Consider the following 13,388-nt stretch of genomic DNA (forward strand, 5'->3'; position numbering starts at 1 on the left):
ATACATAGATCCATATTTTTCTTTTCACTAGGGGCCGCTTTGAAAGAGACGATTCTGTCCGAGCTGCTGTTGCAGCGTCTGGAGCGGCCTGCGGACGGCGCGACGGACAAGAATGGCGCGCACATGAACCGCCAGCTCTACGAGATCATTCGCCAGGAAATCCTTGCCGGATCATTGGTTGCGGGCACCAAGCTGCCCGCCTCGCGCCTGCTGTCGAAAGAGGTAGGGGTTTCCCGCAATACCGTGCTTTACGCTTATGAGCAGTTGCTCGCGGAAGGCTATGTCACAGCGGCGAGCGGAAGTGGCACCTTCGTGTCGCAAAGTTTTCCCGACCATAGTGCATTGCACAACCACAGGGCGCAAAGTGGCACCATGGCAGTGCCTGCGATGCAGCAGAACCCGAACCGGTTCACGCTTTCGCGCCGCGGCCAGCACCTGATATCGCACTCCGGTGCATCGGATCGGCAATGGGGCGCATTCGTTGCGGGCGTACCCGACGTGTCGCTGTTTCCGCACGCCGTGTGGGCACGCCTGCTGAACAAGCACTGGCGCGCGCCGCGCCCCGAACTGCTGACCTATGCCCATAACGGCGGCTACATGCCGCTGCGCCGCGTGCTGGCCGAGCACCTGCGGCTGGTGCGCTCGGTGCGCTGCGAGCCCGAGCAGATCATCCTGACCACCGGCATCCACCAGGCCATCGACCTGATCGCCCGCCTTCTGGGCGACGTCGGCGACAAGGCGTGGATGGAAGACCCGGGCTACTGGGGCACCCGCAGCCTGCTGAACAGCGCGGGCATCGAGACCATTCCGGTCCCCGTGGACAGCGAGGGGCTCGCCCCGGATGCGGCTACTTTGCAGAATCCGCCGCGCTTTATCTTTGCCACGCCCTCGCACCAGTATCCGCTGGGCATGGTGATGAGCCTGTCGCGCCGGCGCATGCTGCTGGAATACGCACGCCAGCGCGGCGCCTGGATCGTGGAGGACGACTACGACAGCGAATTCCGTTTCGAAGGCCGGCCGCTGGCCTCGCTGCAAGGGCTGGACGAACACGACCGCGTGATCTACATGGGCACGTTCTCCAAGACGCTGTTCCCCGGCTTGCGCATGGGCTTCATGGTGCTGCCCAAGCCGCTCGCGCCGCACTTCGCCACAGGGCTTTCGGAGTTGTTCCGCGAGGGACAACTGGTACAGCAGGCGGTGCTCGCCGACTTTATCGAGGAAGGGCATTACGCCACGCATATCCGGCGCATGCGGCAGCGCTACGCACAACGCCAGGGCCTGCTGCGCGAGTCCATCGCGGCGCGCCTCGGCGCGGCCTGGCCCACGTCCACGCACGAGGCCGGCCTGCACATGGTGCTCCACCTGCCGCCGGGCGCCGACGATCTCGGCATCAGCATGGCGGCGCGTACCCAGGGCCTGTCCACGCGGCCGCTGTCGCGCTATTTCTCCGATCCCGCGCAGGCGACGCAGCAGGGCCTGCTGCTGGGCTATGCCTGCGTGCCGGAAGCCGAGATCGCGCCTGCATTCAACAAGCTGGCGGAGGTGATCGAACCCGCGCTGGAGCACCTGGCACGCACGCAGGCACCGCGCCGCGCGCCTGCGGCGGCCATCAACCGGGAGGCGTGGAGCGGCGCGTGATGGCGCGTGCGCGGCTTGCCATGCGCGCGGCGCCGTGCGATGGTGCCATCGCCTCCCGCTGGATTGGCCCTTAACGCAAGGCCGATCCTTCCATAGCATTAGCGTCCTTGTTCTTCCCCTTCACCGCCTCCCCCCAATGCCAAGCAACGCGCCAGCCCAGTCCGCCACCCTGCTCACCGAACTTGCCGGCCTGCTCGACGCCGCCGGCTTGCAGACGGGCGACGCCATCGAAACCCGTTTCCGCAAGGACTGGTACGCACCGCTCGGCGCGGTGCCGCCGTTGGCGGTGGTGCGCCCGCGCAATACGGAGGAGGTAGCTGCCGTGCTGGCGCTGTGCAACCGGCTGCATCAGCCTGTGGTGCCGCAAGGCGGACTGACCGGGCTGGCGGGCGCCGCCACGCCGGAGGGCGGCGAGGTGGTGCTGTCGCTGGAGCGCATGCGCGGCGTGGAAGAGATCGACGCGCAAGCCGGCACCATGACGGTGATGGCGGGCACCACGCTGCAGGCCGCGCAGGAAGCCGCGCGCGCGGCCGGCTGGCTGCTGGCCGTGGATCTGGGCGCGCGTGGCAGTTGCCAGATCGGCGGCAATATCGCCACCAACGCGGGCGGCAACCGCGTGATCCGCTACGGCATGATGCGCGACCAGGTGCTGGGGCTGGAAGCGGTGCTGGCCGATGGCACGGTGGTCTCGTCGCTCAACAAGATGCAGAAGAACAATGCGGGCTATGACGTGCGCCAGCTCTTCGTGGGCAGCGAAGGCACGCTGGGCGTGATCACGCGTGCCGTGCTGCGGCTGGCGCCGCTGCCGGCGGCCACGCAGACGGCGCTGTGCGCGCTCGAAAGCTACGACGACGTGGTGCGCCTGCTGCGCCATGCGCAGCGCAAGCTCTCGGGCCGGCTATCCGCCTTCGAGGCGATGTGGGCGGACTTCTACAACCTCGTGACCACGCGCGTGGCCGGCGTGCGCGCGCCGCTGCCCGAAGGCCATCCCTTCTATGTGTTGCTCGACCTGCAGGGCAATGACGACGCGCAGGATGCCGCGGCCTTCGAAGGCATGCTGGAGTCCGCCATGGAAGCCGGCCTGATCCGGGACGCGGCGGTGGCCTCCAGCAACAAGGAAGCGGAGAGCTTCTGGCAACTGCGCGACGCGGTCGCCGAATTCCCGGTGATGTGGGCGCCCAATGCCGCCTACGACGTGAGCCTGCCGATCGGCTGCATCGGCGAATTCGCCGACACGCTGCGCGCACGCATGCTGGCCGTGTGGCCGCATGCGGAACTGGTCAATTTCGGTCACGTGGGCGACAGCAACCTGCACGTCAGCGTGTACCTGCCGGGCGCTACCGACGCAGACTTCCCGGAGCACGAGATCTCCGACGTGATGTACGGCGTGGTGCGGGAGTTCAAGGGCAGCGTCTCTGCCGAGCACGGCATCGGCTTTCACAAGAAGCCCTACCTGCACTGCTCGCGCACGCGGGAGGAACTGGGATTGATGCGCCTGCTCAAGCGCTCGCTGGATCCACACAACATCCTCAGCCCAGGGCGGGTGTTTGATCCGGATTGAGGAAGGCGCAATGTCGCCAAACGGGATTCAGCGTCGCCGCCGAAGTGGCGCACCAGCCGGAGAGCGGTGTCCGGCGTAATCCCCCGAAGCTCGCGCACGATGTCGTTGATGCGGGCTGCGGTCACATGCAGTGCCACGGCGAGCGCATTGGCGCTCATGCCCAGAGGCGCGGGAAACTCCTCGCGATAAACGACCAGGAGATCGGAGCAAGCAGGCGCGGGGCCGTGCCTGGCAGGGATTGGATCAGGCCCCCTGCGTATTACCGTCGAATGCGCGGTCGCGAGCGCTCGGCTGGCCGGGTTGCCATAGGACCGGCGTAAAAGGTGAAGGTTCGGCCGCAGACAGGCCGGATGGCGAGGCTGTCCGGTGAGCGCGGTGCCGACTGCGCTCACCACGGCCTCAGTCAGTCTTTGCGCCGGACGCAGGCAGCGTGCCCGGCGCTGCCTCGGGCAACGCCGCGTGCTCGCTGTCGTCCTTCAGGTCCACGCCGCTGCGCCCCAGCGCCAGCGCGCCGCGCAGCAGGAAGGCGAGCTTGTCGGCGGCCTGTGCGTAGGGCAGCCCTTCCGGCCGCACATTGGAGATGCAGTTGCGCTCGGCGTCGCTGCGCCCGGGCCGCGGGTCATGCGTGAGATAGATGCCGAGACTGTCCGGCGAACTCAGCCCGGGCCGCTCGCCGATCAGCATCACCACCTGGCGCGCGCCGAGCAGGTGCCCGGCCTCGTCGCCCAACGCCACGCGCGATTGCTCGGCCACCACCACCGGCCCGATGCGCCAGTCCGGCAGGCGTTCGCGCACGGCCAGCAACAGGGCCACGCCGTGGCGCTCGGCGGCCAGCGCGGAAAGGCCGTCGGCGATCACGAACACCACGTCAGGCTTTTCGGCGGGCCTGGCCTGCGCCAGCCGTGTGCGGCTGTCGTCATCAAGCTGCCTGCCCAGGTCGGGGCGGCGCAGGTAGTGCTGACGGTCTGGCGCGGCACTGTGCACAGGCACGCAGCCAAGACCCGCGTCGCGCAGGGCCTGCTCGATGGCCGCGCGCGCCAGCGGCAGATGCACGGCGTCGCGCGCCTGCGCGTGCGCCAGCCCGAAGGCGAGCACGGCCTCCGTGGTCTGGCTGTGGCCGGCACGGCCCAGCGCGATGCGCGCGGCAGTGAACTGGCGCAGGCGCTGCCACGGGTTGTCCTGGATCAGTTTGCGGCTCATGGCTGGCGATGTCTCACAAACCGTGGGCAAGCTGCAGCAGCGGCTGGCGCTCGGCGAGTTCAAGCAGCCGCCCGTCCTCGCCGAAGATGCCCATCGCCTGCAGCCAGGCCTCGAACTCCGGCGCGGGCCGCAGGCCCAGCGTGTCGCGCAGGTAGAGCGCGTCGTGGAAGGAGGTGCTCTGGTAGTTCAGCATGATGTCGTCGGCGCCGGGCACGCCCATGATGAAGTTGATGCCCGCCACGCCGAACAGCGTCAGCAGCGTGTCCATGTCATCCTGGTCGGCCTCGGCATGGTTGGTGTAGCAGACGTCGCAGCCCATCGGCACGCCGAGCAGCTTGCCGCAGAAGTGGTCCTCCAGCCCGGCGCGGATGATCTGCTTGCCGTCGTAGAGATATTCCGGGCCGATAAAGCCCACCACCGTATTCACCAGCAGCGGCGAGAACTCGCGCGCCACCGCATAGGCGCGGGTTTCCATGGTCTGCTGGTCCACGCCGTGATGCGCGTTGGCGGATAGCGCGCTGCCCTGGCCGGTCTCGAAGTACATCACGTTGTTGCCCACCGTGCCGCGCCCCAGGCTCTGCGCGGCGTCATGCGCCTCGGCCAGCAGCGCCAGGCTGATGCCGAAGCCCGCGTTGGCACGCTCGCTGCCGGCCACCGACTGGAACACCAGGTCCACCGGGGCGCCCTGCTCGATGGCGCGCAAGGTATTGGTGACGTGGGTCAGCACGCATGACTGCGTGGGCACGTCGTAGCGGCGGCGCAGGTCGTCGATCAGGCGCATGAGGGTGACGATGGCACCGAGATTGTCGGTAGCCGGGTTGATGCCGATGGTGGCATCGCCGCAGCCATACAGCAGGCCATCGATCATCGATGCGGCAATGCCGCGGGCATCGTCGGTGGGATGATTGGGCTGCAACCGCACCGAGAGCCTGCCGGGCAGGCCGATGGTGTTGCGGAAACGCGTGACCACGCGACACTTGCGCGCCACCGCGACCAGGTCCTGGTTGCGCATCAGCTTGCTCACGGCGGCGGCCATCTCGGGCGTAACGCCCGGCGCCACGCGGGCCAGCACGGCGGAATCGGTCTCGTGCAGCAACAGCCAGTTGCGGAAGTCGCCTACGGTGAGGGACGCGATCTCGCGGAAGGCGTGCGCGTCATGGCGGTCGACGATCAGGCGCGTGACTTCGTCCTCTTCGTATGGCACCAGCGCTTCGTTCAGGAAATGCGCCAGCGGCACCTCGGCCAGCGCCATGCGCGCGGCCATGCGTTCTTCCTCGCTGGCGGCCGCCAGCCCCGCCAGGTAGTCGCCCGAGCGTGCGGGGCTGGCCTTGGCGAGCAGGGTCTTGAGATCGGCGAAGAGATGGCGCCGCGAGGCAACGGTGTGGGTGAAGGCCATAGTGCGTCTCAGTCGGCGGGGGCGGCCACGGGAGCCGGCACCTGCGGCCCGCTGCGGGCCAGGTCGCCGTGCGCGACCTGGTGCCGCCCGTGCCAGTGGTAGTGCGCATAGCCCACGGCCCGCACGCCCATGAAGACCAGCAGCTCGAAGATGGCAAACAGCGTCACCACCAGCTCGAAGGTGGCCGCAATGCGCACACCGATGATATTGAGTCCCATGAACACAATATAGGCGCCCACCGCGGCCATCTTGGGATCGAGCCCCGGAAACTGCACATTGAGGTAGGCGCCGATGACCAGCGAAATGGCCGGCGGCGCGAACACGAACTCGATCAGCGTAGCCAGCCCCGCGAGATAGCCCGCGCCAGGCCCGAACGCGCGATACGCATAGGCGAAAGGCCCGCCGGCATGCGGGATGCTGGTGATCAGCTCGGTGAAGCTGAAGATGAAGGTGGCGTACATGGTCGCCACCGCCACCGCCGTGACCATGAAGCCGAGCGTGCCGGCGCTGGCCCAGCCGAAGCTCCAGCCGAAGTACTCGCCCGAGATCACCAGCCCCACGGCGATGCCCCAGAGCTGTACGGTGCCCAGCGTCTGCGTCAGGGTCTTGGCGCCACCGGACGAAGGGGAGGACGAGAGCGGCGATGCGTGGGGCTGGCTGGACATGGCTAGGGTTTCTCCGGGGCGGTTTGCCACCGCGGTGCATTGCCTTGGCGGTGGCATTTCCGGCATCATCGCCAAAACCGTGCGGGCAGCGTTATCGAAAATTGGCAGCATTGCCTTGGACCCGTGCAAAGACAGCAGGCAAGGGCGCCGGCGCAACGGATGCTGCATCCCGACGCTGGAATGAAACTTGCGGGAGAGACGCTTTGCACCGAATGCCCCCATCTTCGCCATGAGCGCTACGTTCGATCGCAGCACCGACAGCAACACCAGCGCCGGCCGCCACGGCATCTTCCGCGTCACCGCCGCGCACGATGCCGACGAGCACGCCAGCAACCTGTCGCGCTGGACCCAGACCTACGACCAGCTCTCTCCCGGCCACTTCGCCGGCGAGGTCCGTGAGCTATGGCTGCCGCATGTGCAGGTATTTATCGAGCGCACCAACCGCAGCCTGCGGCAGTCGTGCATGGCCTGGCCCGACGCGATGTGGTTCGGCGTGCCGCTGCCCTCGGTCCAGGCCCCGGCCAAGGTGGGCGGGATTGCCATCGCGCCCACGGCCATTGCCGTGCGGCCCGGAGGCACCGAGTTCGAACTGCGCACGCCGGAGGATTTCGGCATCTTCGGCATCGTGGTGGAGACCGCCGAGTTCGCCCGCTACATGGAGGAAGTAGAGCATCGCGACCCGGCCAGCGTGCTCGGCCAGCGCGAGGTGCTGTCGGTCCAGCCGTGGGCACGCGCACGGCTGTGCCGCGCGCTGATGGAGATTCTTTCCGAAGCCGCGGGCCATCACGCGATGGATGTAGCCGACCGGGCCGACCCGGCGCTGTTCTGCGGCGACCTGCAGGAACGGCTGCTGGGCAGCCTGGTGACCCTGCTGATGGCATCCAGCGACAGCGCGCAACGCGCCACCGTCACGCACGTCAACCGCCAACGCACCGTACAGCGCATCCGCGACTACCTGCTGGCCCATGCCGCGGACCCCATCACCGTGCCGGACCTGTGCCGGCATTTCCACCTGAGCCGGCGCGCGCTGCAATACTGCTTTGAAGACGTAGCCGGCATGTCACCCGCCGCCTACCTGCGCGCCCTGCGCCTGAACGGCGTACGCCGCGACCTCAAGTCCGGCAACGGCCACCGCACCGTTTCCGACATAGTCGGAGCCTGGGGCTTCCATCACCTGTCGCAGTTCGCCCAGGACTACCGCCGCATGTTCGGCGAACTGCCATCGGCGGCCCTGCGCGGACCAACCGGGCAAAGCCGCCCGAACTAGACAAACGCCAACCGCAAGCCCCCAAGCAATGCGAAGCGAGCCCCCCACGCGATGCGAAGCGAGCCGTGAAGGTGTACCAGGCCGTATGGGGCGCCTCGTCGGCAGGCAAAAAGAGCGGAAAAGAGGGGGCCATGTTTGAGTATCGCCTTAAGGCGATGCGAGTTTGGCCCCCGGCCGCTCTTTTTGTCTGCCGACGAGGGGGGGTCGCCCCATCCGGCGCGCCTTTTTTGCCTACTTTTTTGGCAAGACAAAAAAGTAGGTCGCCCCCCGCAGGGGGGTGAAACCGCCTTTGACTTTAAGGTTTCAAGCCTTTGACTTTGACTTTGACCTTGACCTTGACCAAGGCGCCCGCAGCCAGCCCCCAACGCCCCTCAATACTCCCCCCAGCAACACCCCAATCCCCCACCCCCCAATCAAGCGCCGTACAATCCACAGACGCCCGGCCGTCCCACGGCCCCCCCAAGCAGGAGACCTATGAATCAACCCGATCCGCCACACTTGCCCCGCCTGCCGGAAGCAAAGTGGTTCAGCATCGGCACGGCCGCCTATATCCTGACCGCCCTGGCGCTCTGGACAGTGATGCAGGCCAACCTGGTGGCAGCCCTGCTGGCCGGCCTGCTGCTGTACTCCCTGGTGGACGTGCTGGCCCCCAAGCTGGTGCGCCTGCACCAGCGTCACGACGCCCTGGCAGTGGCTATCCTGTCGGCGGTCACCTTGCTGGGACTGACGCTGGGAGGCTGGGCAGTCGTACGCTTCGTCAGCGGCGACGGCAATACCCTGGACACCCTGCTGATCCGCACCGCCGACATCATCGACAAGTCCCGGGCCCAGTTGCCGGTATGGGTCAGCGACGCGCTGCCGCGCGGGGTGGACGAGCTCGCCAACACACTGATCGACTGGCTGCGCGAGCACGCGCAGATGGCTCAAAAGCTGGGCGCCGAAGTGCTGCGCACCCTGGCGCACATCCTGATCGGCTTCGTGATCGGCGCCATGGTCGCCCTGTACCGCGCCATCTCCAAGCCCAACCGCAGGCCGCTGGCCACGGCGCTGGTGGAACGCGCCCGCAACCTGCAACTGGCCTTCTCGCAGTTCATCTTCGCCCAGGTGCAGATCTCGCTGATCAACACCGTGCTGACGGCGGTCTACCTGCTGGTGGTGTTGCCGCTGTTCGGCGTGCACCTGCCGCTGACCAAGACGCTGGTGGCGCTCACCTTCCTGGTCGGGCTGCTGCCGGTGCTGGGCAATTTGATATCGAACACCTTCATCGTGGTGGCCTCGCTGTCGATCTCGCTGCCGATGGCGATCGCTTCGCTGTTCTACCTGGTGGTGATCCACAAGTTCGAATACTTCCTGAACGCGCGCATCATCGGCGCGCGCATCAATGCCGCCGCCTGGGAGCTACTGACGGTGATGCTGCTGATGGAATCGCTGTACGGCATCCCCGGCGTGATTGCCGGGCCGATCTACTACGCCTACCTGAAGCGCGAGCTGTCCAACGCGGGACTGGTCTGAGCCGGCGGCCTGGCCGGCTCGCGCCGCGCCGCCGCCCCGATGTCCCGAAGACCTAGGGTAAATCGGGAGGGCCGCGCGGCGCTGTCTCGCGTGCCGAAGATGCGCCGAATAGGGCGCAAGTCGCCAGGCTCCCCACCCTGGTTGGACCAATCCACCCTAGACCCCACCCCCACCCTCTTCCACCCGGCTGCGCACAAAATCGATATGCGTCTGCATGGCGGTGCGCGCCTCCTCGGGCCGGCGCGCGCAGATCGCCTCGCACAGCGTGCGGTGCTGCAGCAGCAATAGCGCCGAGGCGTCCTCGTCCTGCACGCGCAGGCCGGTGCCATTGATGGTGATGTGTTCGCGCAGCATGCCGATCACGCTGGTATGCAGGTGCAGGAACATGGTGTTGTGCGAGGCCTGGGCGATGGCCTCGTGCAGCCTGGCATCCGCCTCGGCCTCGGCGGCCTTGTCGTCCTGCTCGCGGGAGGTTTCCAGCGCGCGCAGCAGGCCGCGGATGCGCTTGAGATCGGCGGCATCGGCGCGCAGCGCGGCAAAATAGGCTGTGGCGCCCTCCAGCACGCGCCGGAACTCCAGGATATCGTCGCGCAGCACGGGGTGGTCGGCCACCAGCTGGCGCCACGGCGAGGCCATCCCGGTACGCAACTGGTCGGTGACGAACACGCCGGCGCCCTGCCGGCTCTGCAGCAGCCCGCGCGCGGCCAGGCGCTGGATCGCCTCGCGGATGGTGTTGCGGGCCACGCCGTACTGCGCCGCCAGCAGGCGCTCCGCGGGCAGGCGCGCGCCAGCCGGCCAGGTGCCGTCCAGCATGGCCGTTTCCAGTTTCCGCATGACCTCTTCCACGCGCCCCCGCGCCTGCATGCCCGCCGCCATCCCCAGCTCCGAAATCGCCCTGCGCATCCACCTGGTCCAACCAATTTGAACTGGCGCGCGTCTCGCGGAATTATGCGCCCAAACACCGGCCGGCCTGACAGCAAGGCAGCCGCCCCACGGAGCGAGACATGAAGCAAAGGCGCTACCCCCCTGCCCCGGCACAGGTCTACCTGTTCGCCACCTGCCTGGTTGACCTGTTCGTGCCCCAAGCCGGGCTGGATGCGGTGCGCCTGATGGAGCGCGAAGGGCTGACCGTGCACTTCCCGCGCGGCCAGAGCTGCTGCGGCCAGCCGGCATACAGCAGCGGCAACCCGGAGCAGGCGCACACGGTAGCGCTGGCCCAGTTGGACCTCTTCGCCGAACCGTGGCCGGTCATCGTGCCCTCGGGCTCATGCGCCGGGATGATGCGGCACCACTGGCCCCAACTGTTCGAGCATGACCCGGTGGCGGGCCCCAAGGCGCGCGAACTGGCCGAGCGCGTGTTCGAACTAAGCGAATTCCTGCTGCACGTGCTGAAGGTACGCTTCGATGTCAGTGGCGTGGCCGGGCAACCGCCCGAAACAGTGGTGCTGCACACCTCCTGCGCCGCGCGTCGAGAAATGGGTACGCGCGAGCATGGCGTAGCCCTGGTCGACGCCCTGCCCGGCGTAACGCGCGCCGAGCACCAGCGCGAATCCGAATGCTGCGGCTTTGGCGGCACCTTCTCGCTCAAGCATCCCGATATCTCCGGTGCCATGGTGCAGGACAAGATCGCCTCGGCCTGCGCCACCGGCTGCGACCGGCTGGTTTCCGCCGACTGCGGCTGCCTGCTCAATATCGGGCATGCGGCCCGGCACCAGGGCGCGGCGCTCCCGGTGGAACATCTCGCTACCTTCCTGTGGCGGCGTACCGGGGGCCAAGCATGAACGCACTGAATGCCCGTGAGCGCATGCTGGGCAGGCTGCGCGCGGCAGCGCCGGCCGCCGCGAGCGATGCCAGCATGCTGGACGCAAGCATCGACGCGCACTATCAGGCGCGCCGCGAGGCGGCATCCGCCGTGCCTGCCACCCCGATCGAACTGGCGCAAGCCATGCAGGCCGCGCTGGGCGCTTCGCACGCGCAAGCCTGGTGCGCGAGTGCCGACGCCTGGCCCGCGCAACTTGCAGACAAGCTCGCCGCAGCCGGCGTGCGGCGCCTGCTACTGGACCCTGCTGGCGCGGAAGGCGCAGCGCTTGTGCGTGCCCTGCACGCCCCGGTGGCGGCCATCGCCTACGACCGCCCCATCGAAGCCTGGAAATCCGAGCTCTTCGACTCCGTGGACGCGGGCTTTACCGTCGCGCGTTCCGGCATTGCCGGCACCGGCACGCTGATCCTGGCGCCCGACGCGCAAACGCCACGCACCGTCTCGCTGGTACCGCCGCTGCATATCGCGCTGGTCTACGCCGACACCCTGCATCCCGACCTGCATGCCGCCGCGCGTGCCGAACGCTGGAGCGCTGGGATGCCAACCAACCTGGTGCTGGTGTCCGGACCATCCAAAACCTCCGATATCCAGCAGACGCTGGCCTACGGCGCGCATGGTCCGCGCGAACTGTGGGTGATCATCGTCACTCGCAGCGATGCAACGGGAGCCGCCCAATGAGTACGCCGAACACCTCCGGCACCGCAGGCGCCGCGCCCCTGCATTTCGTCCCCGCCGCCGACTTCAAGGCGCGCTCGCGCGCCGCGCTGGATGACCCCAAGCTGCGCAGCAGCTTCCGTGGCGCCATGGATTTCCTGCAGGCCAAGCGCTCGGTGCAGTTCCCCGACGGCGACGAACTCGAACAGTTGCGCGACCTGGGCGAAGCGGTGCGCCAGCACGCCCTGTCGCGCCTGCCCGACCTGCTGGTGCAGCTCGAAGACAAGCTCACGGCAGCCGGCGTGCAGGTGCACTGGGCCGAGACCGCGGATGAAGCCAACGCCATCGTGCACCGCATCGCGCAGGCACGCCAGGCGCGGCGGGTGATCAAGGGCAAGTCGATGGCCAGCGAGGAAATCGAGCTGAACCATTACCTGGCCGAGCGCGGCATCGACTGCATCGAGTCCGACATGGGCGAATACATCGTGCAGCTCGCCGGCGAGAAGCCGTCGCACATCGTGATGCCCGCCATCCACAAGACGCGCGGCGACATCGCCGAACTGTTCGAGCGGCACATCCCCGGCACGCCTTACACCGAGGACGTGGACGAACTGATCCAGACCGGCCGGCGCGCGCTGCGGCAGGAATTTGTCAACGCCGATATCGGCCTGTCCGGCGTGAACTTCGCCGCGGCCGACACCGGCACGCTGTGGCTGGTGGAGAACGAAGGCAATGGCCGCCTCTCCACCACCGTGCCCGACGTGCATATCGCCATCATGGGCATGGAGAAGGTGGTGGCCCGCCTGGAGCACATCGTGCCGCTGGCCAGCCTGCTGACGCGCTCGGCCACCGGCCAGGCCATCACCACCTACTTCAACCTGATCTCCGGCCCGCGCCGCGCCGGCGAGCGCGACGGCCCGCGCGAGGTACACCTGGTGCTGCTCGACAATGGCCGCAGCCAGGCCTACGCCGACGAGCAACTGCGCGCCACGCTGCAATGCATCCGCTGCGGCGCGTGCATGAACCACTGCCCGGTGTACACGCGCATTGGCGGCCATGCCTACGGCACCACCTACCCCGGCCCGATCGGCAAGATCATCTCGCCGCACCTGCTCGGGCTCGACGCCACCGCCGATCTCGCCACCGCCTCCAGCCTGTGCGGCGCCTGCGGCGAAGTGTGCCCGGTGCGCATCCCCATCCCGCAATTACTGGTCCGCCTGCGCACCGAAGCCAACCGCGATCCGGACGAACAGGTAGCGCATCCGCTGCGAGGCCAGGGGGCGAAATTCAGCCGCAGCGAACACCTGGTCTGGCGCTTCTGGAGCGGAGCCTTCGCACATCCCTTCACCTACCGACTGTTCCGCTGGGCCGCAACGCGGCTGCGTGCGCTTACGCCTTCGCGCCAGCTTGGCTGGACACGGCACCGCGCGCCGCTTACGCCAGCGCCGCGCAGTCTGTCGGACTTGCTGCGCGAGCGTGGACAGGCAGAGTAGGCCGGCACCGGGAACAAACACAACGAAAGCGCGCGGATTCGATGTGTAGGCCCGCCCGCGGGCCACACCCCAGCGCGATGCGAAGCGAGCCGTGAAGGTGTACCAGGCCGTATGGGGCGCCTTCTTTGCCTACTTTCTTGGCAAGACAAGAAAGTAGGTCGCCCCCCGCAGGGGGGTGAAACT

At 67.8% G+C, this 13,388-nt stretch carries 10 protein-coding genes and 2 pseudogenes; 7 read left to right on the top strand and 5 right to left on the bottom strand.

The features are described from left to right. Positions 1–39: 39 nt before the first annotated feature. Positions 40–1,638, top strand: a complete 1,599-nt coding sequence (gene pdxR, locus AC1DS6_RS27940) for a MocR-like pyridoxine biosynthesis transcription factor PdxR (protein WP_441631420.1) — start codon at positions 40–42, stop codon at positions 1,636–1,638. A gap of 136 nt (positions 1,639–1,774) precedes the next feature. After that, complete coding sequence (locus tag AC1DS6_RS27945) at positions 1,775–3,199, top strand: FAD-binding oxidoreductase (RefSeq protein ID WP_477103621.1); 1,425 nt, start codon at positions 1,775–1,777, stop codon at positions 3,197–3,199. Positions 3,200–3,216: 17 nt separating this feature from the next. Here AC1DS6_RS27945 and AC1DS6_RS27950 read toward each other — a convergent pair. From AC1DS6_RS27950 to AC1DS6_RS27965, 4 genes and pseudogenes are all read right to left on the bottom strand, one after another. Beyond that, positions 3,217–3,396: pseudogene (locus AC1DS6_RS27950) on the bottom strand (HigA family addiction module antitoxin); the annotation flags it as partial. Between the two features lie 202 nt (positions 3,397–3,598). After that, positions 3,599–4,399: an ethanolamine ammonia-lyase subunit EutC gene (gene eutC, locus AC1DS6_RS27955; RefSeq protein WP_441631424.1), complete on the bottom strand. Its 801-nt coding sequence runs from the start codon at positions 4,397–4,399 to the stop codon at positions 3,599–3,601. Positions 4,400–4,412: 13 nt separating this feature from the next. Continuing rightward, the gene (locus AC1DS6_RS27960) at positions 4,413–5,795 is read right to left on the bottom strand and encodes an ethanolamine ammonia-lyase subunit EutB (protein WP_477103622.1); all 1,383 of its coding nucleotides are present in this window, start codon (positions 5,793–5,795) and stop codon (positions 4,413–4,415) included. Positions 5,796–5,899: 104 nt separating this feature from the next. After that, positions 5,900–6,460: pseudogene (locus tag AC1DS6_RS27965) on the bottom strand (amino acid permease); the annotation flags it as partial. A gap of 229 nt (positions 6,461–6,689) precedes the next feature. On the opposite strand from AC1DS6_RS27965, the gene AC1DS6_RS27970 reads away from it, so the two are divergent. Together AC1DS6_RS27970 and AC1DS6_RS27975 are read left to right on the top strand one after the other, a co-directional pair. After that, a complete protein-coding gene (locus AC1DS6_RS27970; protein ID WP_477103623.1) occupies positions 6,690–7,727 on the top strand; it encodes a helix-turn-helix domain-containing protein in 1,038 nt (345 codons plus the stop codon). A 474-nt stretch (positions 7,728–8,201) separates the two neighbouring features. Next, complete coding sequence (locus AC1DS6_RS27975) at positions 8,202–9,239, top strand: AI-2E family transporter (RefSeq protein ID WP_035873980.1); 1,038 nt, start codon at positions 8,202–8,204, stop codon at positions 9,237–9,239. Positions 9,240–9,395: 156 nt separating this feature from the next. On the opposite strand, the gene AC1DS6_RS27980 is transcribed toward AC1DS6_RS27975, so the two are convergent. Then, positions 9,396–10,115, bottom strand: coding sequence for a FadR/GntR family transcriptional regulator (locus AC1DS6_RS27980; protein WP_477103632.1), 720 nt, complete (start codon positions 10,113–10,115; stop codon positions 9,396–9,398). A 128-nt stretch (positions 10,116–10,243) separates the two neighbouring features. Between AC1DS6_RS27980 and AC1DS6_RS27985 the strand changes: the two genes are divergently transcribed. From AC1DS6_RS27985 to AC1DS6_RS27995, 3 genes are read left to right on the top strand one after another with little or no spacing between them, the layout of a single operon-like run. Further along, a complete protein-coding gene (locus tag AC1DS6_RS27985) occupies positions 10,244–11,020 on the top strand; it encodes a (Fe-S)-binding protein (protein ID WP_441631430.1) in 777 nt (258 codons plus the stop codon). Beyond that, complete coding sequence (locus tag AC1DS6_RS27990; protein WP_441631432.1) at positions 11,017–11,736, top strand: LutC/YkgG family protein; 720 nt, start codon at positions 11,017–11,019, stop codon at positions 11,734–11,736. The genes AC1DS6_RS27985 and AC1DS6_RS27990 overlap by 4 nt, the downstream gene beginning before the upstream one ends. After that, on the top strand, positions 11,733–13,205 hold the full coding sequence (locus tag AC1DS6_RS27995; RefSeq protein WP_051649221.1) for a LutB/LldF family L-lactate oxidation iron-sulfur protein: 1,473 nt from the start codon (positions 11,733–11,735) through the stop codon (positions 13,203–13,205). The genes AC1DS6_RS27990 and AC1DS6_RS27995 overlap by 4 nt, the downstream gene beginning before the upstream one ends. The last annotated feature ends 183 nt before the right edge of the window (positions 13,206–13,388 follow it).

It is taken from the genome of Cupriavidus sp. 05L310 (genome assembly GCF_056398185.1).